Annotated in this window: 14 protein-coding genes; 4 read left to right on the top strand and 10 right to left on the bottom strand. The window is 69.2% G+C overall.

Annotation, left to right across the window (positions count from 1 at the left end):
• Positions 1 to 83: 83 nt before the first annotated feature.
• From ABD927_RS19435 to ABD927_RS19425, 3 genes are read left to right on the top strand one after another with little or no spacing between them, the layout of a single operon-like run.
• Positions 84 to 1,022: an ABC transporter ATP-binding protein gene (locus tag ABD927_RS19435; protein ID WP_345251508.1), complete on the top strand. Its 939-nt coding sequence runs from the start codon at positions 84 to 86 to the stop codon at positions 1,020 to 1,022.
• A gap of 49 nt (positions 1,023 to 1,071) precedes the next feature.
• Positions 1,072 to 2,025: an ABC transporter permease gene (locus ABD927_RS19430; RefSeq protein ID WP_345251507.1), complete on the top strand. Its 954-nt coding sequence runs from the start codon at positions 1,072 to 1,074 to the stop codon at positions 2,023 to 2,025.
• Positions 2,022 to 2,924 carry an ABC transporter permease gene (locus ABD927_RS19425; protein ID WP_345251506.1) on the top strand — a complete coding sequence of 301 codons (903 nt, stop codon included), beginning with the start codon at positions 2,022 to 2,024 and terminating at the stop codon, positions 2,922 to 2,924. Before ABD927_RS19430 ends, ABD927_RS19425 begins: the two co-directional genes overlap by 4 nt.
• 2 nt (positions 2,925 to 2,926) lie before the next feature.
• Here ABD927_RS19425 and ABD927_RS19420 read toward each other — a convergent pair whose 3' ends face one another.
• The 6 genes from ABD927_RS19420 to ABD927_RS19395 all read right to left on the bottom strand — a co-directional run bounded on the left by ABD927_RS19420 (position 2,927) and on the right by ABD927_RS19395 (position 9,205).
• Positions 2,927 to 3,949 (bottom strand): TauD/TfdA family dioxygenase, encoded by a 1,023-nt coding sequence (locus ABD927_RS19420; RefSeq protein ID WP_345251505.1) that lies wholly within the window; start codon positions 3,947 to 3,949, stop codon positions 2,927 to 2,929.
• A gap of 85 nt (positions 3,950 to 4,034) precedes the next feature.
• Positions 4,035 to 4,970, bottom strand: a complete 936-nt coding sequence (locus tag ABD927_RS19415) for a Bug family tripartite tricarboxylate transporter substrate binding protein (protein ID WP_345251504.1) — start codon at positions 4,968 to 4,970, stop codon at positions 4,035 to 4,037.
• 38 nt (positions 4,971 to 5,008) lie between these two features.
• Positions 5,009 to 5,332 (bottom strand): DUF4387 domain-containing protein, encoded by a 324-nt coding sequence (locus ABD927_RS19410; protein ID WP_345251503.1) that lies wholly within the window; start codon positions 5,330 to 5,332, stop codon positions 5,009 to 5,011.
• Positions 5,329 to 6,618: an acyclic terpene utilization AtuA family protein gene (locus ABD927_RS19405; RefSeq protein WP_345251502.1), complete on the bottom strand. Its 1,290-nt coding sequence runs from the start codon at positions 6,616 to 6,618 to the stop codon at positions 5,329 to 5,331. Before ABD927_RS19405 ends, ABD927_RS19410 begins: the two co-directional genes overlap by 4 nt.
• 100 nt (positions 6,619 to 6,718) lie before the next feature.
• On the bottom strand, positions 6,719 to 8,128 hold the full coding sequence (locus tag ABD927_RS19400) for an MmgE/PrpD family protein (RefSeq protein ID WP_345251501.1): 1,410 nt from the start codon (positions 8,126 to 8,128) through the stop codon (positions 6,719 to 6,721).
• Positions 8,129 to 8,152: 24 nt separating this feature from the next.
• Positions 8,153 to 9,205 carry a Bug family tripartite tricarboxylate transporter substrate binding protein gene (locus tag ABD927_RS19395; protein WP_345251500.1) on the bottom strand — a complete coding sequence of 351 codons (1,053 nt, stop codon included), beginning with the start codon at positions 9,203 to 9,205 and terminating at the stop codon, positions 8,153 to 8,155.
• Positions 9,206 to 9,279: 74 nt separating this feature from the next.
• Between ABD927_RS19395 and ABD927_RS19390 the strand changes: the two genes are divergently transcribed.
• Entirely contained in the window at positions 9,280 to 10,218 is a 939-nt protein-coding gene (locus ABD927_RS19390) for a LysR family transcriptional regulator (RefSeq protein WP_345251499.1), read from the top strand.
• Between the two features lie 67 nt (positions 10,219 to 10,285).
• Here ABD927_RS19390 and ABD927_RS19385 read toward each other — a convergent pair whose 3' ends face one another.
• From ABD927_RS19385 to ABD927_RS19370, 4 genes are all read right to left on the bottom strand, one after another.
• On the bottom strand, positions 10,286 to 10,822 hold the full coding sequence (locus ABD927_RS19385) for a chromate transporter (RefSeq protein WP_345251498.1): 537 nt from the start codon (positions 10,820 to 10,822) through the stop codon (positions 10,286 to 10,288).
• Positions 10,823 to 10,824: 2 nt separating this feature from the next.
• Entirely contained in the window at positions 10,825 to 11,400 is a 576-nt protein-coding gene (locus tag ABD927_RS19380; RefSeq protein ID WP_345251497.1) for a chromate transporter, read from the bottom strand.
• A 68-nt stretch (positions 11,401 to 11,468) separates the two neighbouring features.
• The gene (locus tag ABD927_RS19375) at positions 11,469 to 12,191 is read right to left on the bottom strand and encodes an RNA polymerase sigma factor (RefSeq protein ID WP_345251496.1); all 723 of its coding nucleotides are present in this window, start codon (positions 12,189 to 12,191) and stop codon (positions 11,469 to 11,471) included.
• 1 nt (position 12,192) lies between these two features.
• Positions 12,193 to 25,869 (bottom strand): filamentous haemagglutinin family protein, encoded by a 13,677-nt coding sequence (locus ABD927_RS19370; protein WP_345251495.1) that lies wholly within the window; start codon positions 25,867 to 25,869, stop codon positions 12,193 to 12,195.
• Between the last annotated feature and the right edge of the window lie 54 nt (positions 25,870 to 25,923).

The raw sequence follows: 25,923 nt of genomic DNA, 5'->3' as shown, positions 1-25,923 counted from the left end.
TTCCCTCCCTCGGGGAGGATGTCGCGCAGCGACAGGAGGGCACACCACGACATAAGCCACTGATCCGGGCGCGCGGCCTGCACGTGAGCTTCGTGTCGCGCGAGGCCACCATCGCGGCGGTCAACGGCATCGATCTCGACCTGGACCAGGGAGAGGTGCTGTGCATCCTGGGCGAAAGCGGATCCGGGAAATCGGTGACGCTGCGCGCGCTGATGCGCCTGAACCCGAAATCGAAGACGGTGATGCGCGGCGAGCTGGCCGTGGCCGGCCACGACATGATGGCGCTGCCGGAATCGAAGCTGCCCGCCCTGCGCGGCAAGGTGGTATCGATGATTTTCCAGGAGCCGATGACGGCGCTCGACCCGGTGTTCACGATCGGCCAGCAGATCGTGGAAACCATCGTCAGGCACGAAGGCGTATCGAAGGCCGAAGCGCGGCGGCGCGCGCTCGACCTGCTCGACCTGGTGCAGATTCCGTCGGCCAGGATGCGGCTGGACGCCTATCCGCACGAACTGTCGGGAGGCCTGCGCCAGCGCGCCATGATCGCCATGGCGATATCGTGCCGCCCCAGGCTGCTGCTGGCCGACGAGCCGACCACGGCGCTCGACGCCACGGTGCAGATCCAGGTCCTGCTGCTCTTGCGCCGGCTGCAGAAGGAACTGGGCATGGGCGTGGTGTTCGTCACCCACGACCTGGGCGTGGCCGGCGAGATCGCCGACCGCGTCGCCGTCATGTACGCCGGCCGCATCGTCGAACAGGGCAGCGTCTCGTCGCTGCTGGCCGACCCCTTGCATCCCTATGCGCGGGGCTTGCTGGGCGCCACCGTGCAGCCGGGCAACCGCGGCGCGCGGCTGACCACCATTCCCGGCGCGCCGCCCGACCTGCGCCTGCCCATGACGGGCTGCGCCTTCGCCCCGCGCTGCCCGCAGGCCGGCGAGGACTGCCGCGCGGGGGTGCCGGCCTTCCGTTATCCGGCGCCGGGCCGCAAGGTGCGCTGCGTCCGGGTCACGGAGACGGCCTGACCGCGCAAGCGCGCCGCATTCAGACATCCCGCCCGAAGGAACAGGATCGATGCTGTCTTATATCGCACGCCGCATTCTCTACATGATCCCGATCGCCCTGGCGGTCAGCCTGGTCTGCTTCCTGCTGATCCACCTGGCGCCGGGCGACCCGGTCGCGGCCATGGTGCCGCCCGACACGCCGCCCGAGGTGGTGCCGCAGGTCCGCACCGACTACGGCCTCGACCGCTCGCTGCCGGTGCAGTTCGGGCTCTGGCTCGAACATGTGGTACAGGGAGATTTCGGCATGTCGATCACGCGCGGCAGGCCGATCCTGCCGGACCTGATCGCGGCCAGCGGCAATACCCTGATCCTGGCCGTCGCCGGCGGCCTGCTCGGCTTCGTGCTGGGCAGCGTGCTGGGCGGCATCGCGGGCGTGTACCGCGGCACCTGGATCGACCGGGTGCTGCTCGGCTCGGCGGTCGCCGGGGTATCGATTCCGCACTACTGGCTGGGCATGGTCCTGGTCATCATCTTCTCGGTGGTGCTGCACCTGCTGCCCGCCATGGGGGCCGGGCCCGGCGCCTCCGGCGCATGGGCGTGGGACTGGGCCCACATCCAGTTCCTGATCCTGCCCGCGGTCACGCTGTGCGTCATCCCCGCCGGCCTGGTCACCCGCACGGTGCGCGGCCTGGTCAGCGACATCATGAGCCAGGATTACATCACCACCCTGCGCGGCAAGGGGCTGCGCTGGACGGGCATCGTCAGGCACGTATTCCTGAACGCGGCGCCCACCGTGATCGCCGTCATGGGCCTGCAGCTGGCCAACCTGATGGGCGGCTCCATCCTGGTCGAGACGGTGTTCGCCTGGCCCGGCACCGGCTCGATGCTCAACGACGCGATCTTCCAGCGCGATTTCCCCACGCTCCAGGCGGCCACGCTCGTCCTGGCGCTGTTCTTCGTCGTCCTCAACCTGGCAGTGGACCTGGTCCAGACTGCCATCGACCCCAGGATCAGCCGCACATGACCGCCATCTCGAAAGACGCCGCCCTCGCCGCGGCCGGCCCGGCAAGCGTGCGGGAAGCGGAGAACACCTACTGGCGCGGGGTCGGCCGGCGCCTGCTGCGCGACAAGACCACGCTGGTCTGCGGCGCGATCCTGCTCGCCATTTTCCTGATCCTCGTCCTGGCGCCCTGGATCGCGCCCTACGAGCCGAATGCGGGCCGCGCCATGCTGCGCCTGCGGCCCGTCGGCACCGCCGGCCATCTGCTCGGCACCGACGAACTGGGACGCGACATGCTGACCCGGCTGATGTACGGCGGCCGCTATTCCTGGCTGATCGGCATTTCGCCAGTCCTGATGGCGTTCGTGATCGGCGGCATCGTGGGGGTGGTGGCCGGCTTCGCCGGCGGCCGGATCAACATGGCGATCATGCGCCTTACCGACGTGTTCTACGCCTTTCCCTCGGTGCTGCTGGCCGTTTCGGTCAGCGGCATGATCGGCGCCGGCATCCTCAACGTCATTCTTTCGCTCACCTTCGTGTTCATTCCGCCCATCATCCGGGTGGCCGAGAGCGTCACCACCGGGGTGCGCAACCTCGAGTACGTGCAGGCCGCGCGCAGCACGGGCGCCGGGCCCTTGTCGATCATCTTCACCCACGTGCTGCCGAACGTGCTCGGCCCGGTGTTCGTCTACGCGACCGGGCTGGTGGGGGTGTCGATGATCGTGGCCTCCGGGCTGTCGTTCCTGGGCCTGGGCGTGAAGCCGCCGGACCCGGAATGGGGGCTGATGCTGAGCAGCCTGCGCACGGCGATCTACAGCCAGCCCCTGATCGCCACGCTGCCGGGCGCCTGCATCTTCCTGACCAGCATGTGCTTCAACTTCGTCAGCGACGGCATACGCACGGCGATGGACGTGCGGGCCTAGGGTCAGGCCGCGACCACGACCGGCGGCACGCCGCGCCGGGCCGTCCCCGGACCGTACCGGGTCGCGAACTCGTACGTCAGCGGGCGGGAAATGGAAAGATTCAGCCACAGACGCAGCAAATGCCGTTTTTTCTCCGGTTCGTCGAAATCGACGAACTGCGTGCGCGCGTGCAAGACGGAATAGTTGCTCACGAATTGCATGTCGCCCTGGTTCAGCCACATGCTTACGCACAGCCGCTCGCAGGCCTCGTCGATATAGTCCAGGGGCGCCCGTTCCCGCTCCGACAGCGGATGCCCCATCTGGGCCTCGCCCAATACGATGGCATTCTTCGCCAGCCGGGACGACAGCCTGCCCTGGTACCAGCTGAACACCGGCACGCGATGCTCCGTCACCTGCGGCGCCCCCGGCTGGTTTTCTCCGCGCATGTGGTAGAAATAGCCGCGGCACAGTTCGTCGATGTATTCGGGATGATGCTCGAGGATGTCGTTATAGATCGCCGCGCTGCTGACCAGCTTGCTGCGTCCCCCTTCCTTGGCGGTATGCAGGCATAGCAGGCCCACCACATCGCCATGGTCGTTGTGGAAAAAGAGGTCGGACTGGGTCTCGTAGCCACGCACTTCCGCTGCGCCGAACCTGAGCCCCTTGTCGGTCACATGGGAGATCAGTTCGCCCCGCGCGTTTTGCGACACGGCCTCGCCCAGTTGCGTGCCGATGCCCCAGAAAATCGCCTCGGCCTCGTCCTTCGTGTACCGGCCGACCGGAAAGCCGCGCATGACGATGAATCCGCGGCCATTCTCGATCTCTTCCGACAGCGCCGGCGCCCGGGCCGCGAACGACGGAATCGGGAAGTCTTCCTTCCTGATTTCGAAGGTGGGGATGCCTCGCGCCTGGGTGCTGCGCAGCGCCGCGTCGATCTCCGCGATCTCCCGCTGCGTCCAGGAAACGACCCAGTCATCTCGGGATTCCAGATCCTTGCCATTCCATACCGACGGGCCGGTGATGGGGGTTCGCCTGACTTCGATCATCTACTCTTCTCCAACATATGACGTGGCCGGCGCCGAAACCGGCGCTCCATGCGCCGGCTAGGCATGACACACTCGAAAGGCCCGGTCATTGAGCCGCCTGCACGCCGGCATTCCTGATCACCCGCGCCCATCGGTCCGTTTCCTTTTTCAGATAGGCCGTGAATGCCGCGGGCGAGCCGCCGAGCATCCGCACGTCCTGCCTGGACATCAGCTCGCGGATCCCGGGGCTGTCGATGACGGCATTGAGCTCCCGGTTCAGGCGCTCGGCGATGGAGGCCGGCGTCTTTGCGGGCAAAAGAATCCCGAACCATGAAACCGCGTCGAATTCCGGCACCCCCGCGGCGCTCATGGTGGGCACGCCCGGCAGCGTGTCGACCGGACCGCTGGCGGCGATCGGTCTGAGCTTTCCGGACTTGATGCCGGCCGACACGCCGGGCACCACGTTGAAAGTCATCTGCACGTGGCCGCCCATCACGTCGTGCACGGCGGGGGCGCCGCTCTTGTATGGGATGTGCACGATCGGGGCGCCCGTCAGCAGCTTGAACAGCTCGCCCGCCAGGTGCCCCATGCTGCCCTCGCCGGCCGACGAGAAATTCAGCCGGTTCGGCTGCGCCTTGGCAAGCGCCACCAATTCGGACACGCTGCCGGCGCGAACTTCCGGATTGACGACCAGAACGAGCGGCTGGGCTCCCAGCAGGATGACCGGCTCGAAGTCCCGGATGGGGTCGTACGGAAGCTTCGCGTAAAGAGACGGATTGATGGCCAGCGGACCGATCTGGCCGAGCAGCAGCGTATAGCCGTCGGGCTCGGCCTTCGCCACCGCCTCGGTGCCGAGAATGGCGCCCGCGCCGCCGCGGTTCTCCACGATCACGCTTTGCCTGAGCCGCTCTCCGAGCGCGCTTGCGATTTGCCGCGCGAGGATGTCGGTACCGCCGCCGGCCTCGAATGGAACGACGAGTTTCAATGGCCGGCCCGGATACGCCTGCGACAGGCAAGCCGGGCTCCACGACAGCGCCAGCACGGCCAGGCCGAACCACGCGATGGACGAATGCCGATTCCTCATGTCTTGCTCCCGCTCCAGGGAATTTCCACGTCGAGAAGCGGCGCGTGCTGCTGGGCGCCGTAAACGTCGGTATCGCCGATGTCTCCCGACGCTATGCGACGCGGGATGGTGGCCTTGAACGCCAAGGCCGGGCGATAGGCCGAAAACAGTATTTCGCTCTCGTCGAACCCATACAATCGGGCGAACAGCGCGCTGTCGAAGACGCCGCTCGCCTCGACCAGATCGAACGCCTGCGCGTCAGGAAGAATGATGTCCAGCGTTATCTCGAACGGGCCGGCATTCTTGCTTTTGACGACCTTCGCCACATCCTTGAGCCTCATCCCCGCACCTCCTCGTACTCGATGGGAAAAAGCGCCAGCGGATCTTCCTGCCTGAGCACGTGGAAGACCGAGAACCGGTAGGCCTCGCCGACCGGAATCTCGGCGGGAGAAAAGGGGAACGCCATGTTTCCGCTTTTGCACAGCCTGCCGGGGAAGTCCACCTTGGCGATGACGACCCTGGCGACGGCAGACACGGCGAGGGCCTCTTCCGCGTTCCGCGCCACGACCTCGACGACGATGCCGAGTTCATGGGACTGCGTAACCGCGATCGGCTCGCCCGCGCCCATGACGCCATTGCGGCCATAGACCCGGAAAGCCAATTGGTAGGCTTCCGGCGGCACGCCGAAATCCCTGGCCCGGTTGGCGACGTCGGCGCGAACCTCATCCAGATACCAGTCGATCCTGCCGATCAGAATCGGGTCGCGCGTTCCGCAGACGACGATGGCCCGATAGCCGATCCGCTCCGCTCCTTCCAGCTTCAGGTCGTAGGGCCGCTCCACCCAGCGCATGCCGGACACGCGCACGGCCCTGTCGCCGACCGCGTCGAATGAACAGCCGCCGGCGTCGAGAATGCCGCCGGGCTCTTCGTGAATCGTCGGGCTGGCGTTCTCGTGCAGCGCATGCGTCGCAACCGAGAGCGGCGTGCAGCGCCTTGCCGGATTGGACGGTTCGAGTTCGACGCAGTCTTCCCGCACCGAGGCGATCATGCAATCGTGGCCCTTGGGCGTTGCCGATGCCGTGCCGCATTCCAGCATCTTGCCCGAGTACCATGCGGGCGCCGGCGGCAGGCCGGCATGCATGGCGCATGCGGCCCACGAGGCCGCATCGCTGGCCCGCCCCGCCAGGATCACCTGCGCGCCGTCCGCGAGCGCCTTCATGAAAGGCTCGGCTCCCATCATGCCGACCACGCGGGAGGTCCGTCCGATGACGTCGCGGGTCAGCGGCGGCACGTTGCGCAGCCCGGAAATCCTGCCTTCGGCGGCCCAGGCCTCGAGATCTTCCTTCGATTGTTCCGCATGGATCAATGCCATCCGGAAGCGCAAGTCGTGTTCGCGCGCCACTTCCCTTGCGAGCTGCGCGACCAGCTGCAGTTGGGGTTCGGCGCCCGACCCGCCACAGCTTCCTATGACCAGCGGGATTCCCGCATCGATGGCCGCCAGCAGCATCAGCCGCAGGTCGCGCTTCATCGACGCACGCGAATTCAGGGGCAGCCCCGTTCCCAGGTAATGCGGCCCGGGATCGGTGCTGCCGCCATCCACGCCGATGAAGTGAGGCTTGCGCTCCATGGCCGACTTGAGCGAGGACTCGGGAAACCCGTAGCCGAGCAGGCTGCTTGCCGACAGCAGCCGGCACTCCGTTGTTCGATCTGTCATGACGTCGTACCGGCTAATCGCTCAGGGTGGCGTTGCGGATCGTCTCCGTCAGCTCGCCCATATCCGGCAATGCTTCGAGGTGCTCCACCATGTCGGCGATGGGTCCGATGCGGTCGTCTTGCAACAAACCCTCGACACAAAGCGCGAACTTGGCGCGCAGCCGGCTCTGCGGCATCGGGTTGGCCGTGGTCCGGCCTTCCGGCTGCTCCACCCTGGCCGACAGCTTGCTGCCGTCTTCCATGGTGATCGTGACATGGCCGCCGAAGTGATTGTCGGCGCTGAAATCGCCCACCCCGGTTTCGTTGTAGGCGCTCATATGGACCTTCGGCAGCAAGGCGCGGATCCTGTCGTCTTCCAGCGCCCCATCGTGGAAATCGCCCACCGCCACCCGGCCATCGGCGATCGCCCTGGAAATCACGTACTGGACGCTGAACTTGGCGTCGAGCGGACTCTGCGGATGCGGCCGGTTCACGTGCGTCAGGCGGCGCGCATGGATGGCCGCGTCGATGCGGGCGATGCGGGCGGGGTCGGGGCGGTGGGCCCGGAAAATCGCGAGCGTCGCATCGATGGCCGGATGCGTGCTGCCACAGCACGGGTATTGCTTGACCGCGATGCCTGGCGACGTGAGATCGTACGGACGGGCCCAGGTCGACAGCGTGGGCGCCATGTCGTAGTTGCTCTTGCCGTTGAACACGTCCAGGAATCCCTGTCCGTGCTCGAAGACCGACCCGGCATTGGCCGTGAAGCCCTTGGCGGCCAGCCGCGCCGCGTACAGGCCGTTGCGGACGCAATGCCCGACGTGCAAAGGCTTGGTCATGGTTCCGAAATTCGCTTTCAGGCCCGAGGCGAAGCTTGCCGCAATGGCCAGCGCGACGGCCGTCTCCGCCTCGTCCAGTCCCATCAGCCTGGACGCAGCCGCCGCGGCGCCGAACGCGCCCAGGGTGGAAGTGGGATGCCATCCCTTGCTGTAGTGGTGGAAATTGACGCCCAGTCCTATCTTCGATTGCACTTCGAAACCTGCCACGTATGCGGCCACCACATCGCTGCCGGGGCTGCCCAGCATGTCGGCAAGGGGCAGCAGCGCGCCCGTCAATATGGCGGACGGATGGCCTCCCATGGTGTTGCTGGAGTCGTCGAAGTCCAGGACGTGCGAAGCCGTTCCGTTCACGACGGCGGCTTCGAGCAGGTCGACGCGCCGCCGCCTACCCAGAATCAGCGCCGGCCCGTCATGCAGATCCAGGGCTTCGGCAGCCAGGCGCGGCGCCGCTTCCCGGCTGCCTGCCACGGTTACGCCGATCGTATCCAGGATCCCGGCCCGGGCCCAGTAGCGGGTTTCCTCCGGCAAAGTTGCATAAGACATTTCGCAGATGCGCCTTGCCAAGGCGTTGGCAAGGCCGGGTCGTGCATCAGTGGCAGCGGTCATTTGTATCCCTGTGCGCTTGGTTCATCATCCGAGAACGATGTCGTCGGTCCGGATGACGCGTCCCCAACGGTCGTACTCCGATTTCCAGAAGGCATCGAACGCTTCGGGCGTGTTGCCTACCGGCTCCAGGTTCTGGCGCGCCAGCGTTTCGCGCATCGCGGGCTCCCGCAGCGCCCGCACGAATTCCGCGTTCAGACGCCGGACGACCGGGCGCGGCGTTCCGCTGCGGACGAACAGCCCATACCAGAGGTTGGTCTTGAAGCCCGGCAGGCCCGATTCGGCCATCGTAGGCAAGTCCGGCAGCGTCGCGGCGCGCTTTTCGCCGGTGCTTGCCAGTGGAACCAGGCGTCCCGATCCAACCTGCGGCAGGATGGTCAGCGGGCTGTCGAACATCATGTGGACCTCGCCCGACAGCAGCGCGTTGATGGCTGGCGAACTGCCGCGATAAGGCACGTGGGTGATGTCGATGTCCGCCATCCTTCTGAAGAGCGCGGACGTGAGGTGGCCAACGCTGCCGGTGCCGGCGGACGCCGTATTGAGCTTGCCCGGATGCTTCTTGGCGTAGTCAATCAGTTCCCGCACCGAGCGTACCGGCAGGTTCGCATTCACGGCCAGGATCAGCGGACAGGTGGCCAGCAGCGTCACGGCGGTGAAATCGCGCGTCGTAACGTACGGCAGCTTCTTGTACAGATGCGGATTGACGGACATCGTGCTGGAGGCGCCCATCAGCATTGCGTAACCATCGGCGGGCATGCGCGCCACGCTGTCGGCGCCGATCGTGCCGCCTGCGCCGTCGCGGTTCTCCACCACCACCGATTGCCCGAGCCCCCGCTCGGCGCCCCGCGCCGTCGTGCGCGCGAGAATGTCGGTTCCGCCGCCGGCGGGAAACGGCACCACGAATCTCAGCATGCGCTCCGGCCACGCATCGCGGGAAATGGCCAGCCGAGGAAACAGGCACGCGGCGCCCGCCGCCGACAGAAGCTGTCTGCGAGTAGTCTCCATGGTCTCCTGGTCTCCGATGATCGGATAGTTATCGGGTTGCGCTGCAACATCGGGTTGCGCGGCAACTGGCGACACTCTAGGGACGGGGGGATTACCCGGTCAAACAGGATTTCGCGTGGTCTCTGGGTAAGCAATGCTAAACTGAAACCATGCACCGTCCCAACATTCCCCTCAATACGCTTCGCGTTTTTGAGGCTGCCGCGCGTCTTCAGAGTTTCGAGAAGGCGTCGATGGAACTGCACATTTCGCCCAGTGCGGTGAGCCAGCAGATCGCGCGATTGGAGGACAGGTTCAACGTTCCGCTGTTCGAGCGGCACCACCGGCGCGTAACGCTGACCGAGGCCGGCGCCCTTCTCGGGCACGACCTGAGCGATGCCTTCAAGATCATGGACAGGGCATTGGCCATCGTGTCCCGGCGCGGTACGCAGGATTCGATCAAGATAGCCATCTACCAGACGCTGGCTTCGCGCTGGCTGGTGCCTCAGCTGGCGCGGTTCGCTAAGGAATGCCCGGAGGTCGACGTCGAATTCGCAGCCGCGCCCGAAGGCGTCGACCTGGAACATTCCGACGTGGACTTCGCCATTCGCTGGCTTGCGCCGAACGACCGGGTCCCGCGCGCCAGGCGGCTGTTCGACGAAAGACTGGTGGCCGTGTGCGCCCCGGCCATCGCGCAGGCCCTGCAGGGAACTCCCGCTCCCAGATCCTTGAACACGATCTGTTCGGTAAACCGGGTGGCCGATCTCGGGATCTGGCTGGCCGCCAATCCAAGGTTCGCCGTGGCGACAGGCAGCAGCCTGAAGTTCAGCAATACCGCGACAGCCATTACCGCGGCGGTCGCCGGCACGGGCGTGCTGGTCGGCCAGGTGCACCTGTTCCTTTCCGAGATCGAGGCCGGATCTCTGGTGTTCGCATCGGATTCGATCGTGAAAACCGGCCGCAGCCTGTTCCTGCTGGATTCCGCGGCCAGTGCCGCCCGTCCTTCGACAGAAGTTTTCAGGAGCTGGATATTCCGCGAGGCGGCGCGCACGGAACGGCGGGCCAGACGGGCCTACGATAAAGCCCGGATATCCCCGGCAGGTAGCCGGTAAGAAGCGAGGCCGGACCTTCAGTCTATTGCGCCGCCGGCGCCCGGCCGGCGCGGCTGCGTACGGTCAGTCAGGCCCCCACCGCCAGCGTACCGGCGGCCAGCAGCGCGCCGCCGCCCAGCACCAGCATCAAGGGATTGAGCTTGGTGCGCATCATCAGCAGAGTGGACAGCACCGCGATGGCGCGCGCGGCCCAGCCGCCTTCCAGCGCCATGAACAGCACGTAGACCGCCGCCAGGATCATCCCGGCCGCCACCGGCCGCAGGCCGGCCTCCAGCGCGAGCTGCCAGCGGGCGCCCTGGTGGCGGCGCCACAGATAGGCCACGCCGTAGATCAGGAAGGCCGTGGGCGCGAAGATCGCCAGCGTGGCCACCACCGCGCCCCAGCCGCCGCCCACCTGCCAGCCGATCAGCGTCACCAGCAGCGAGCCCGGCCCCGGCGCCAGCCGGGCGATGGCGAAGTCGTTGAGGAATTGCTGCGCCGTCATCCAGTGATGAACCTCGACCACCTGGCGCTGGATCTCGGCCGTGGTGGCCTGGCCGCCGCCGATGGTGACCATCGACAGCGGCGTGAACACGGCCAGCAGGCCCCACAGGATCTTCTCCATCGTCAGATGCCCTCCCCGCTCGACAGGCGGCGGTACTCGACCGCCACGCTCAGCGCGCCCGCGCCCAGCACCACCCATAGCAGCGGCCAGTGGAAGATACCCACCGCCAGGAAGGTGGCCGCCAGGCACAGCAGCGGAAAGGCGCGGCGCGGCACGCGGCGCGCGGCGGTGATCGCCATCGACGCCGACAGCCCGATCGCGGCGGCGGCCGCGCCCGCCAGTGCGATGCTGGTCAGCGGGTAGTCGGTCAGCTTCGAGAACGCCACCGCCATCAGCACGATGATGAAGGCCGGCGGCACGATGATGCCCATGAAACCGGCGATGGCGCCGGCCGGCCCGGCCAGCTTGAAGCCGATCCAGATCGCCATGTTCTTGACGTTGACGCCGGGCAGCGCCTGCGACAGCGCCAGTCCGTTGAGGAATTCTTCCTCGCTGAGCCAGTTGCGGTCCTGCACGAACTCGCGCAGCAGCCAGCCGCTGAGCCCGCCGCCGAAACTGGTGAGGCCAATGCGGGAAAAAATGAGAAGCAGGCGCCAGGCACTGGGGCGCGGCGCATCGACGGGCATGGTGGACGGCATAGGGAAAAGGGCGCCGGGGACCTGGGCAGGCCCGCGCCCTCGGAAATCAGGGAAGGGAAGTAGGGACTTTACAACGCGGAACTTACGCTGACCTGTAAGCGGGCCGGCGCGCGCGGCAGGGCGCGGCGCGGCGCGCTGACGCCGGCCAGGATGGGGCGGCCGGTCTGCTCGGCGCAGTGCTGCAGCGCCTGGCGCAATACCGTGTCGACCCGGCGCAGCGACAGGCGATGCCGCGCGGCCACTTCCTGGCGGGTCTGCGCCTCGACCCGCAAAGCCAGCAGGATCGCCTGGTGGCGCGGGGGGAGCCGGCGGAAGGCCTGGTCGACCGCGGCGAATTCCGAGCGGGACTGGGCCGCGTCTTCCGGGCCGGGCGCGGCGTCGGCCACGGCGTCCAGCTGCGCGTCGGCTTCGCCCGCGTACGCGGCCGGCCGTTCGGCGCGCAGCCGGTCCAGCGCCAGATTGCACGCCATCCGGTAAACGTAGGCGTCCGGACTCTGCACAGCTGGCGGCGCGGCCATCTCGCCCAGGCGCAGCCAGGCGTCGTGCAGGCATTCGCTGGCCAGGTCCGGACAGCCTAGGTGGCGGGCGAGGCGGCGGCGCAGGCGGTCGTAGTTGGCCACCAGGACGGCGCGCAGCGCGGCGGCGTGGTCGCTGCCACTGCCTGCGCCGCAGTTGTCGCCGCCGCGGTCGCAGCGGCCGCCGTCGTCGCCGCCTGCGGCGCGATTGCAGTCCGCGCGCCGGCCGGCCCGGACGCCGGCGGCATCCAGGTAGGGCTGATCGCTGAGGTCCATGCTACGGGCGCCGCAGGGATCGGCGTTCTTCTTCGGTCAGCCGCGAAAGCACCGCCTGGTCGAATTGCCCGCCATGGCCGAGCACCTGCACCGGATTGCCGGTGTCGTAGCCGACCCTCGCCCGGCTGGTTCCGGCCGGCGCCTGCGAGGCCGGACCGGCCGGCGCCTCAGGCTGGACCGGGTCGGCCGGCGCCGGGCCGAAGCCCAGCACCCGGACCGTGAAGATCGACGGCAGCGCCTGGCGGGCCGATGCGCGTTCGCGCTGCACGATGTCCTGCGCCGCGATCGATGCCTGGGCGGACGCCACGCTGGCGTTGGTCAGCGCCGTCACGTCGGCGCCGCGCGGCGGCAACCCAAGCGTCGTGCCCTGCACCTGGATGTTGTCGACCCCGCGTATCTGCAACGCGCCGATCACCAGGTTGCCCGACACGCGGATGCCGGCGTCGCCGGTATCGATGGTACCGCCCGGCGCGAACAGCCACATGCTTCCGGGGTCCTGGCCAGGTTCCGTGATGAGCGTGGCGATGCCCGAACCGGAGGCGGCGCCGGTCAGCTCCAGCGTCGAGGTGCCGCTGACCGGATCGAACACGGGCCGCGGCGGCGGCGCCAGCAGCGCCGTCTTGGCGCCCTTGCCGGCGTTGATGTCGCCGTGCGAGGACCAGATCAGCATGTCGCCGCCCATCGAGAAGATCCGGCTCTGGTTCACGATCAGGTCGCCGTCGAGCATGATGTGGACGTCGCCGCCGCGCAGCATCGTCATGCCGAGCTGGTCGGCGTTCTTGCGGCCGGCCTCGCTGATGTCGGGGCCGACCACGGTGATGCCGCCGTCGATGCTGCCCTTGGGCAGCAGGATGTCGAGGCCGCCGTCGTAGAAGGACTTGATCTGGCTGTAGGCCAGCGACAGGTCGCCGCCATAGGCGCGGTCGTCGGGGAACAGCCTGGCCACGGCGTCGTAGCCTTCGTTGTAGTTGCCGGTTTCCACGCCGTTGGTGCCGGTGCGGATCAGTTCCTGGTAGTAGATGCCGCGCAGGAAGATCTCGCGGTCTTCCTCCGGCAGGGCCTGGAATTGCGTCCACGCGGCGTCGGCGCTCAGCGTGTCGTCGCCGCTGCGGCGGCGCATGAAGTCCACCATGTCGCCGGTGTAGCTGTGCGGAGCAGAAGCGCCGGGGGCGACGTAGGCCGACGCGAAGCCGGCGTAGTCGGCGCCCTGCGCGCCCATGCCGACCAGCAGGGTGATGTCGGCGCTGGTGCCGTCGGGCAGGTAGGGGTTGAGCTGCTTGCCGAGCGCGACGATGCCCTCGCTGCGGTTCAGCGCCAGGTCGCGGCCGGTGGTCACCTCCAGCCGGCCGGGGCCGCCGATCCAGATGCCGCCGCCTTCGGGGCGGCCGCTGTTGAGGTTGAGGTCCTTGGTGAAGACCAGGTCGCGCCCGGCCTGTATCGCGGTGGTCTGGTCGTCGCGCAGATTCTGCGCCAGCACCGCCAGGTCGACGATGTCGTTGCCGGCGCGTATCTGCGCCGGCTTGGGCAGCGACAGATAGGCCATTCCTAACGTGTTGGCCGTCCATGTGCCGTTCTGGCGCGACATGCCGAAGCGCTGGCCGGTGATGTCGCCGTCCACGGCGTAGATGCGGACCGGGTTCGCGTCGTTGGCGCGGTACAGGTCGGCGCTGTGCGACAGCGTGCGGTTGCGGCTGGTCAGGTAGGGCAGCGAATCGCTCAGCGACTGGCCGAACAGCGTGCGCTCCCAGGTTATGGCGTTGCCGATGATGAAGGGGCTCTGGTAGACGATGGGATCGGCGTCCGACATGCCCACAATGGCGCGGAAATCGATCGAGTCGGCCGCCAGCAGCGTCAGGTCGCCGTCGTGGGCCGGCATCATCTCGATCTTGGAGGCGCCGTTGTTGACGGTGGACAGCGAGCCCAGCACGATGTCGCCGGCATAGGAGACCGCCTCGAAATTGCCCGGCAGCAGAGTCAGCGCGACATCGTTGTAGCTACCGGCAGGAGCGGTATCGCCGCCGCGCGCGGTCAGCACGCCCACGTCGCCCACCAGCGATTGCACGCTGACCCGGCTGCGGTCGGTGTAGTTCGAGAACCAGGGGATGTTCTCGCTGAAGCGGTACATCATCGTTGGCGTGTAGATGGCGCCCACGTTCGCGTCGCGGCGGGCGATGGCGTCGATCACGGCGTCCCCGAGCACCAGCCGGGTGCCGAACTTGCCGCCGTTGCCATAATCGAAATCGGTCATGTCGCGGCCCGCGCGCAGCGTGCCGGTACCGCTGGCCACGTAGACGATGTTGCCGATCGCGTCGCGGCCGCTGACCAGGCTGACGTCGCCGCCCCCCACCGATTGCAGGTAGGAATCATCGGGCGAGGCGCCGACGCGGATACCGCTGTTGGCCGAGGCCAGCGTCATGCTGACCACGTCGCGTCCGGCCTCGGCCGATACGTTGCCGCCGCCCAGCGCGACCACCGCGTCGCGCACGCCCAGCGATGCGGGGCCGACTACCGCATTGGGCGTCACTCCCCAGCTCATCACCGCCGAGTACAACCCGTTGTTGGCATTGATGTTGCCCTGCGACTTGACCCAGACGGAGATCTCCGGCGTGTCGGTGCCGCGGCCATTGCCGGTGATGTCCTGCTGCGCGGCCAGGCGAATGTCGCCGCCGTTGGAGGCCATCCAGAAAGCGCCCCCGCTCAGCGCGCGGCGGCCGTTCTCGAGCGTGGAAAAGGCTGCGGTGCGCGAGCCTTGCAGGTTGGCCGGGCGGCCCGCCGTGTACAGGCTGGCATAGTGGGCGCTGGTGCCGGCGGCATTCCAGAACGAGTTGAATTCAATGTCGCGGCCGGCGGCCACGGCGATGTCGCCGGTACCGGTGCGCACCGTCGTGTCGGCATCGGTGCTGGCGTTGACCTGCACGTTGCCCTTGAGGGGATCGAGCTGGAAGATGGGCCTGACGCCGAGCGCGGAAGCCGCGCCGAAATCGGCGCCGCCCACCAGGTTGTACGACCACGAAAGATCGTCGATCAGCGAGCCTTGCGCGAAATAGCTGGCGCCAGTATAGAAGTTATTGTAGAGATAGGTGCCGGTATAGTGGAAGCCGTCCGACAGCGAGCCTTCGATACGCACATTGCCGGCCGCCCGCAGCGTCAGGACGCCCGGCACCCCGTCCGGGCCGAAGCGGTAGTCGGACAGGTCCCAGCCCAGATCAGGCTGGGTCACGTCGCCCGTATTGACGGCTTTCAGGACGATGTCGGACGACACGGCCGACGGCGTAGCGGCCACAGCCGGCACTGCATACGAGTAGTCGACGGTGGTGCCGCTGCCGGCCACCGTGCCGGCGTTGACCTTGACGTCGACCGTACGGGAGCTGGAGCCCAACTTCAGCGTGCCCTGCGCCGACAGCACCACGGTTTCGCCCGTGTTGACCGAGACGCTGACGTTGGCTGCCATGGCTGCGCGCTGGGTACCGTCCGGCCGGTAGATGACGGCGGGCACGGTGCTGCTCATGTTGAACGAGGTGGCGGTGGTCTGGCTGGTCAGCGTGACCGACGCGCCGGCGCTCATCGCCAGCGTGCTGGCAGTGTTGACCAGGGTGACGGTGCGGCCGAGGTCTTCCCCGCTTATCTTGTAGGCGGCGCCGGCCTGCACCAGCATCCGCAGCCCCGCGCTCTGCGCCGTCACCGTGCCGCCGGCATCGAGCTTGACCGAAGCGCCGGCCGGCGCCTCGACCGTATCGCCGGCCGCGAAGGCCGACAGCAGCGACCCGTCGGCGGCGTACAGGCGACCGGCGGCGGTGGCCGAGATGCGGCCGCCGTCGCTCAGCGTCAGCGCGATGCCGGCGTCCACCGTCACTGCAGCCTTCCCGGCGTTCTGCAGCGTCAGGATGGCCGGTGCGCCGGCCGGCGCCATCAGCGCCAGGCTGCTGGCGCCCAATTGGCTGTCGGCCGGCACCTGCAGCGAAGCGGCGGCCGGGCCGTCGAACGACATCGAACTGGCAGCGCCGATCGACGCGACGGTGGCGCCGGCCGGTAGGCCCAGGATCTGCACCGCCTGGGTGGTGCGGAAGATCCCGCCCGACAGCGAGACGCGCACCGGCGTAGGCATCGCCGTGGTCAGCTTGAACGAACCGGGATTGGAGAAGATGATCCGCGTGCCTGGCGGCAGGTCCTGGGGATAGCCGTTGTTCAGATAGGTGTTGTAGCTGAAGGTGATCTGCTGGCCGTCGGGCAGCACGATCAGGGCGCTGGTCTGGTAGGCCACCTCGAAGCCGAACGACCTGGCCGGCGCCCCGTCGGGCAGGACCACGCTGGTACCCTGCGGCATGGTCACCGTCTGGCTGGCGTTGTCCAGGTACAGCACCGTGCCGCCGGCATCGGTCTTGATCTCGATGACCGCGGTGGGCAGCGGATCGAAGGCGCCGGCCATCCCGGCGGGGAAGGCGATCGGCGTGTTGGCCTGCAGGCCCAGCGTGGCGCCCGGATCCAGCGCGGCCTCGATCGTGGCCGGCGCCTCGCCGTTGGTATTGATGATTTCCACGCCGGGGACGACCGACAGCACCGTCGCCAGGCCGGGCTGGCTGGCCAGCAGACGGCCCTTGATGGCCGGCGTGGCACCGGCGAACGCGCCGGCATCGGCGCGCACCTCGTCTTTCAGCGCCTGCGTGATGACGCCGTCGGTGCCGGTCAGGTCGTAGGTCTTGTAGCCTTCGGCCACGATGCTGGCCGCGCCGACGATGGTGCCGCCGATGGGGTTGATGCGCAGGTCGGCGCCGTCGGCCGTCTGCGGCGCGCGCAGGTGCAGCGTGCCGGCCTGCGCGCCGCCGAGCGCGATCAGCGAGGTGCCCTCGGCCGAGAAGCCCGCGTTGGCCGGCATCAGCAACGCAATGGCGCCGTCGTTGCCCGATTCGAACCGCAGCGCGCCCTGCTCGCTCAGCGCCAGCGACGAGCCGGCCGTGAGCGTGCCCAGCGATACGTCGCTGGCTGTATAGCGCCCGCCGCCACCGAGCGACAGCCGGAAATCCCCGCCGGCGCCCTGCGGATTGAAGCTGCCGGCGCGCGTCATGGTCACCAGCGCGCCGGCGGGCAGCTTGGCGAGCGTCACGTCGGTAACGTCGATGTTGCTGCCATTGGCCAGGAAGGAGAGCGGATTCGATCCCTGGAAGGTAAGCGAGCCCTTGTAGTCGCCGATCACGGTGGAACCGGGAGTCAGCGCCTCGATCGCCTTCACGCCGCGGTACTGGACGCTCTGCGCGCCCGTGCCGTTGGCGAGGCTCTCGGCAACGGTACGTATCGGCGCGTCGCCTTGCACCACCTGCAGCGTGGGCGCGGTCGAAGCCGAGACATAGCCGCCGCGCGGCACGGTGAACGGCGTGGTCGCGCTGGTGCCGCCGGTGGCATTGGTGACCGTCTGCACCAGCGTGCCGGAGGCGTCGTAGATGCTGATCCGGACGTTCGAATAGCCGACGCCGCCCTGCAGCGTCACGCCGTCGGGCGTGCCGTCCGGGAAATGGATGCGGCCCTGCGCGATCATCTGGACCGACGCGCCGGCGCCGCCGATGACCACGGTATTGCCCGCCGTGCGGAACGGCTGCCCGATGTTGATGTAGCTGGGATTGCCGATGGCGCTCAGCGTGGCGCCGTCGGGCAGCCCCTGGTCGAAGGTCAGCGTGCCGCCCAGGCTGATCGCGCTTGTTCCGGAACGGACCAGGGTGACGACGGTGCCGTTCAGGTTGCGCAGCGATGCCTGGCCGATGGGGATCACGACGCCGTCCGGGGTCGCCGTGCCGACCGTGAGATTGGCGCCGGCCGACAGGTTCAGCGAGCTGGCGCCGGCGGTCATCGTCACCTGGCTGCCATCGTTGACGGTGGTGATCGTAACCGTGCCGGCGTCGACGCTGATGATGTCGTTGCCCGGCGTGCCGTTGGGCAGGATAACCGGCGCACCGCCGGCCAGCACGATCTGGCTGCCGGCGGCGTCCAGCGTCACCGGCACCGCCGTCACCGCGGTGGCGCCGCTGGTGGCGAAACTGCCGGTCAGCGGCAAGGCCACCGTGGTCGGGCCGCCGCTGCCGCCGGCCACCTTGACCACGCCGGCGGCGTCCAGGCGCAGGCTGGCGCCGGGCGGCAGCGAAATCGGCGCGCCGGCGGCGAAGCGGGCCGTGCTGCCGTCGGGATAGGTGATGACGCCGGCGGCATCGGCCACCAGCGTGTTGTCGCCCGGCGTGCCGCCGGGGAAGCCGATCGAGGCGGCCACCGGCAACGCGATGGTGCTGCCCGGCCCGTTCAGCTGGATCTGGCGCGCGGCGGCGCTGGCGCTGGCCACGCCCAGGTCGATGAAGGAGCCGGGCTGGATGTCGAGCACCGCGTCCGGATCGCTGACGTCCTGGCCGTCTTCCTCGCGGTGCGCGCCGGCGCTCAGGAAAATCGCGCCGCCCTTGCCGGCGCCGTCGAAGTCTTCGCCGGCTACCGACAGCCGCGAGCCGGATGCCAGTACGACGTCGCCCGCGGCTGACAACGAAATGCTGCCGCCGGTGGCGCCGGAAGCGTCGATCGTGCCGGTCACGGTAATCGCGCCGCGGTCGGCCGATAGCGTGAAACTGCGGGTACGGGTCACGCCGTCGACGAGCACGTCGCCGTTGCGGATGCGCAGATCGCGCGAGGCGGCGAAACCGCCGTCGTTGAGTCCGCCCTGGAGGGCGCCGAAATCGGGAATGGTGCCGGTGTCGAGCACGAAGCTGCCGCCGCGCGCGGCGCCCTGCAGGCCGAAGCTGCCTTCGGGCACCGTCACCGACAGCTTGCCGCCGCCCTGCGGATCCGACAGGTCGAGCACGGCGCCTTGCACCACCAGTACGTTGCCGGATTGCGAAACGAGCGAGATGTCGCCGGCCGGCAGTGTGCGCACCTGGTCGAAGAACGCCTGGTCGCGCCCGCTCACGTCGATCTGCGCGCCCTCGGCGATGGTCAGGTCGCCCTCGGCGTCGAACTCCAGCACGCCGGCCGGCAGCCGCAGCAGGGTGGCGGCCCGCACCGTGGCGCCGTGCAGCGACAGGCGTCCCCCCATGCCGACCAGTCCGTCGCCGCCGTCCGGGGGCGCCGTGTCGCCGGCCTGCAGGTCGAGGGCGCCGGTGGCCGACAGCGATTGGTCGGCGCCGGTCGTGGTGGCGATCACGGGTGCGTGCACGTTCAGGTTGGCGGCGGCCGCGCCGCCGGCCGTCAGGCTGCCCGCGCCCGACAGCAGCACGATGCCGGCATCCAGGTCGGCCTGCGCAAAGCCGAGAATGGCGCTGGCGCCGTCGCCGACGTCCAATTGCCCGGCGGCCAGCGTGAGGCCGCCCTGCGCAGCGGCCGGGTCGGCGCCGCCGGCCAGCGTGCCGACCGTGTTGCGCAGCGTGAGATGGCGCGCGGAAAGCGCAATCGAGCCGCTGCTGCGCTGGCGCAATGCGGCCGCGTCGAGCACGAATTCGCCTACCTGCGACAGGCCGCTGGCCGGATCGCGCAGATCGAACGAACCGTTGTCGTAGAAATCGACGGTGCCGTAGCTGCGCAGAACCAGGCGCTGGGCCGCGGCCAACGCCGCCAGCGAGTCGGCATTGGCGACGAAGCCCGACGTGTGCTCCGGCACGTCGCCGAAACTGATGGCATCGGAGGCTACCTCCAGCGAGCGGCCGCGGATGATCGCCTCGGCGTCGATCGCCGAGCCGGCCGTGGCATCGAACAGCACCGCGTTGTCGGCCTCGATCGTGGCGCCCGCCTCGACTTCGATGGTGCCCGCCATGGCGGCGCCCGAGCCGTGGATGTCGTAGCGATTGACCAGCAGTTCGGGCGCGTTGGAAACCGCCAGCAGCGAGCCCATGCCGGTGCCCAGCGGATCGGCGGCCAGTTCGTTGCCGATCACCAGCCGCGCCGGGTCGCCCGGATAGGCACCCTGCGCGCGGATCACCGCGCCGCTTTCCACGGTCAGCACGCCGGTGCCGGCGATGCCGCCCTCGCCGCCCACGCTGCTCTTGGTCAACAGCAGGATTTCCGGGCCGGTCAGCGCGGAGTCCTCGTCATTGGCGACCAGGATGTCGGACGCGGTGGCGTTCAGCAGGTAACCGTCGGCGGTGCTCAGGCGGGTGCCGCCCAGCAGCAGGCTCTGCGCGCCCATGGCCGACAGGGTCGCGCCGTCGACCGTCAGCGCGTAGCCGTCGACCGGGCCGTCGCCCTTGCCGACCACGGCGATCGAACTGGATGCGATGTCGACCAGGCCGCCGCGGCCGCCCTCGCCCGCCGCCAGGTTGAAGCGGCCGCCGAGTTCCAGCGCGCTGAGCGCGTTGAGCACCAGCTGGCCGCCGTCGGCGCCCAGCGGCGGCACGGCCTGCGCCGCCTTCTGCGCGGCCTCGGCGAACACCGCGTTGCCTGAGTTGATTTCGTATTCGCTATAGCGGCGCACCGCTGCGGCCGGCGTGACAAGGAAGGCCGTGCTGCGGCTGGCGCGCGCGTCCGACAGCGACGATGCCAGCCATCCCACCGCCAGATAAGTACCATCACTACGGGCCGCGGCCGGGCCGGCCGGCATATCGTTCGCGCCGCCCACTGCCTGCACGCGAAAGGCCCCCGGCAGCGACGCGTATTCGGGGGGCAGCAGGGTGTACATGCCGTCAGGCAGACCCGGCACGCCGGCCAGGTGGACGCTGGCGCCCACGCCGACCGCCGGCGAACCCGCGGTCGACAGCGGCGCCGCCTGCGGCTGCTCGCCGGGCACCACGGCGAACACGCCGGGTACCGCCAGCATGTCGCGCGAGCCGCCGGTGCCGGGCACGAATTCGACGGCCGCGATATCGCCGCCGCCCGACAGATCGAGGCCGGCGCCCGGCTGGATTTCGATGCTGCCGCCAGCTAGCGTCACCTTCTTGCCCGGCATCGTGGTCAGTTGTTCGGTGACGCCGAGGTCCAGGTACCACTCGCCGTTGATGACCATGCCGAACGGCAGCGTCGCGCCGTGCGCGGACACATCGATCATGCTGCCTTCGGCCAGCGTCACGCTGCCGGTGGTGCCGGCGTCGAGCGTGATCTGGCCGAGCGGCGCGCGCAGCACGCCCTGATGGACGATGTGCGGCGCCTTGATGGCAAGGCTCGAGCCCACCGTCCACGGCAGCGGCGCGGCCGGATCGCCAGGCAGGATGGTGATGGCGCCGTCCTCGCCCACGGAGGAGACGACGAAATTGGTGCCCGACGCCGCGTACAGCTGGCGGCCGCCCAGCGTCAGGTCGCCCGCAGTGTTCACCAGGCCCGACACCGCCCCGTAGGCCGAATTGCCCTGGCTGCCCTGAGCGCCGAACAGCACGTCGCCGGTGCTGGCGAATGCGGCCGTGGCGAAGCCGTGCAGCACGCTGCGCAGGCCGAATTCGAGATAGCCGGCGTCGACGTCCAGCCGGCCTGCGCCGGGGGCTGGCGCCAGCGCGGCATTGTTCTGCAGGCGCCGGCGATTGACGTCGCCGATCCGCACGTAGGGCGCGCCCAGCCTCACCTGCGGCGCGGCATCGGGCAGCGAGGCCTGGCTGCGCAGGTTGCCGCTGTTCAGGATCAGCGATTCTCCGGCCTGCAGCGTCACGTCGTCCTGGAACACGATCGAGTTGCGGGCGTCGAGCGACATCGTGCCGAAGCCGCCGGCCATCAGCAGGTCGGCCGATACCTGCGCCTGGCGCGCCGGCACGCGCACCAGCGGCATCGCGGCCGACAGGTCGGGCGGCACGGTCGACGGGCCGAGCGAATCGCCCGGCAGCAGGCCGGACGGCAGCGCCGGCATGCCGTCCTGGCGGATGCGGATGCTGCGGTCGTAGATGGCATTGGTGCCGGTGGGCATGCCGCCGCCCACGGTCAGGTAGAAGCCGCCCGCATGCGCCAGCGGCGCCGCCGCGGCGTCGTAGCCGCCGTCGAGCCAGGCGCCGTCGCGCGCCATGACGTTGACGGTGCCGGCGTCGCTCCAGACGTCCTGCGCGCGCGTGGCCGGCGCCTGGCCGCGCGGCGCCAGGAAACCCGGCGCCGGGTAGTCGCGCAGGTCGAGCTGCGCCAGCCCGCCCGATACGTCGATCAGCGAGCCCGCTTCGGTCACCACGTAGCCGACGCCGGAGGCATCCAGCGTGACGGTGCCGCCCGCGAGCACTTCGCCGGTGCGCCAGCCATAGCGGTTAAACGATGGACGCAGCGCACCCTCGGCCAGCAGCCGCGCCGTCGAACCCAGCCAGATGGCCCGGTCCTGGCTTTCGTACGGCATCATGCCGGTGGTCGACGTGCTGGTGCTGACGGTGGTCGGCCCCAGGATGCGGGCGGCGATGCTGCCGCCGGGCGCAACGATCGTGCCGTCGATCTGCACCAGGTCGCTGCCGATCAGCGTGACCGAGCCGCCGACGCCGGCATCGATCAGGCTGCCCGCCTCCACGATCACCGAGCCGGTCATGTCGTAGAGCGCGTAGCTGGGGCCGGACGGCACGTTGGTCGTCAGGCCTGCGCGCAGCGTCAGGCTGGCCGGCGCGCGGATGCCCGCCGGCAGCAGCGCCAGCGGCAGGCCATCGAGCGCGGCGCCGGTCGGCAGCACGCGCGGATCGTCGATCAGCCGGTTCTGCGGCGCCAGCACGATCTGCGTGCCGGCGCCGACGGTCATCGCGTCGATGCCGTCCAGGCTGTACGACGCGAAGCCGCCGCTCGCCAGCAGGGCGCTGTCGAGCAGCGCCTGCGCGCCGCGGCTGACCACGGTCAGGCTGCCGCCGCGGCCGGCCCGGTCGTCGGTGGCCAGCGCATAGCCGCGCAGGTCGGCGCCGGGCGCCAGGTCGAGCGTGCCGGCGCCCAACACGATGGAGCCGGCGGCGCCCAGCGATTCGAGGCGGCCGCGGCCGTCGGCGCGGCCGCCGCCCGAAACATCCAGCCGCACGCCGTCGGCGATCGCGATCGTGCCGTGCGGGATGTTGGGCTGTTCGATGCCGCCGGTAACGGTATCGCTGATGCGCACATCCGGCGTCAGGATGGAGATGCTGCCGCCGGCGACCGGCAGCGGCGCGTCGCCGAAGAAGCCGTTGGTCCATGCGCCCGATACGTCGAGCATGGCACCCGTGCCGAGCGTCACGGTCTGCGCCGCGCCGCCGTCGGGAAACAAGCTGAAGGTGGAAGCCGAACGCAGTTCGATGGCGCCGTCGATCGCACGCACCTTGCCGTCCACCGTCAGCGCGGAAGACAGCAGTTGCAGGCTGCCTCGCTGCCCGAGGTCGAGATCGGCGTCCGCCGCCACGACGATCGATCCGTTGGCCGCGATCCGCAGCGTGCCGATGCCGGAGGCCCCCAGCATGTCGGTCGACAGCACCGACTGCGATGCATCGTCCAGGTGCGAGGCGGCGCCGAAGTCGACGGGCAGCGGCGCCGCCTCCTTCTGCACGACCACCTGGCCCAACTGGTAATCGACGATGAGCAGTGTCGGGTCGGGTACGGCGTCGACCGTGCCCAGCTTGAGCGTGCCGGCCGTCGGCAATTGGCCGCGGATGGCCTGCCGTTCGCCGGTCTCGGCCATCGCGAACAGGTCGCCATCGACCGCGACGTGAGCGCCACGCAGGTCGATCGTGCCGGCCGCCTGGCCTTCGGTGTAGGCCGGCTGGTACAGCAGCGGCGTCATGATCGGGTTGCCCCAGCTTTCCGTCACGCCCCAGCGCGTATGGCCGGCGGTGAAGTTGCCGACGATGCCGGTGTACTGAACGCCGGGCCGGGCCTGGCCGACCGGGACGCGGGTGCCGCCTCCGTCTGTCAGGTAGGTGACCCTGCCATAGCCGCCGGCGAAGTCGAGCGTGCCGCCGCTGGCGTCCAGCATTGAACCCGAGCGCAGCACCACGTCGCCGCGGCCGTTTAGCGTGATGGTTCCGCCCCTGGAAGTCAGCTCGCCCACGCCGCGCTGGATCATGCCGATGTAGCCCGAGGCGTCGAACAGCGCGCTGCCGTACCAGACGCCCGGCTGGCCTTCGAACCATTCCACGTCGGCCAGCAGTGGATCATCAAAGGTACCCGTGTCGCGCGCGTCGACCCACACTTTCTTGCCGTACAGGAAGGAATTGCGCAGCAGCGGCGCGTCGCGCAGCTCGTTGCCGCGCAGTTCCACCTCGACGAAATTGCGCTCGGCCGGCAAGGCCACGCCCCGCGTGCCCGACACGTCGAGGATCGCGCCGCTCTCCACGTAGATCTGGCTGTCGTCGGGCAGCGTGCCGGTCGCCAGCGGCGCGGCGATGGCCTGGACGTCGAGATCGCCGCCGGGCGCCAGCAGCTCGGCGCCGCCGCCCACGCGGATCGTGCTGCCATACAGAGAGATGGCCGAGGGCGCCAGCAGCTCGGTCGCCGTCACCGTCTGCGTATCGTCCAGGTCCGGCATGACCTGCAGCAGCGCGCCGTCGCCGATCGACACGGTGCCTGTGTGGGTGCCGCGGTAGCCGAGGAAGGTGAAGGAACTCGGATCGTCGTAGCGGCTGGCCGCGTCGCGCGCCTGCAGCGTGATCGAACCATTGGCCGTGACCGTGGTGGTGGCGCGCAGCACGCCGCCGGCGCCGACCGTCACGTCGCGCCCGGCCAGCGTGATGTTGCCCCGTTCGGCTTCGACCAGGCCTTGGTTGGAAGCCGTCCCGCCGCCCGCGCCCAATTCGATCCGCAAGCCGCGCAGGTCGTTGTCGGTGCTGGCGATCAGATAAGCCTGCTGACCTGCGCCCAGCAGCGCCTGGCCGTCCGGCGTGACGATGACGCCGTCATTGCTCACGTTGCCGCCCAGCAGCATCACGCGGCCGGCCGGCGGTGTCTGCAACAGCGCGCCGGGCTCCACCGTGACGTCGCCCGCGGTGAAGCCGAGGTCGGCCTGGAAGGTGGGGCCGTCCTGGTCCCCGGTGGTGGTGACGTAGCTTGACCGGAACTTGTCGTCGGGAATGTTGAGCGTGCTGGCCGTGAGGTTGCGCGTATTGACCTGGCTGCTGCCGTTGAAGATCACGCCGTTGCGGTTGACGACCAGCACCGTGCCGTCGCCGCGGATGCGGCCGGCGATGCGGCTCGGGCGCGCGGCCGGATCGTTGACGCGGTTCAGCACCGACCACGTCGGCTGCTGCAGGAAATCCACCGTGGTGTTGCGGCCGACGTTGAAGGTCTGCCAGTTGAGGATGGCCTTCTCGCCGGTCTGTTCGATCACGACCCGGGTCTGGCCGCCCGCGGTCTGCTGGACCGGATCCTTGGCGTTGAGCCAGCCGGCGGTCAGGCTGTCGGCGTCGACCTTCAGGCCGCCGTCGGCCAGGCCGTCGGGCACGTCGGCCGCGCTATCCAGGGCGGCCTGCCTGGCCGCGTCCTGCGCCGCCCGCTGCGCGGCCAGCAGACGCGCGGCCAGGCCCATGTTGGCGACCGCGCGCTGCGCCTGCTGGCTGGCGCGCTGCTGCGCCTGCTGGCTGATGACCGGGACCGGCCTGCCGTTGGGCATGCGGCCGGTGGCCGTTGCCGTGCCCTGCGACTGCGTCTTCTGGGCCATCCAGCCCGAACTGAACGCGCGCTGCGCATGGGCCGGGACCGCCGTGGCCGCGCCGCCGGCCGCCAGCGCCAGGGCCATCGCATGGGCCAGGGGCGACGGCGCGAAACGCCGCCGCCGCAAATGGATCGTGGAAAGACTCGTGCCGTTGCGCCCGCGAATGCTCATTCTTCAGATACCTGCCGATGGGTTGAGCCGATATCTCTAGATGAATGGCGACGC

The organism is Pigmentiphaga soli (assembly GCF_039541095.1).
Taxonomy (GTDB): Bacteria; Pseudomonadota; Gammaproteobacteria; order Burkholderiales; family Burkholderiaceae_B; genus Pigmentiphaga; species Pigmentiphaga soli.
This window is presented reverse-complemented; position numbering and strand designations above follow the sequence as displayed.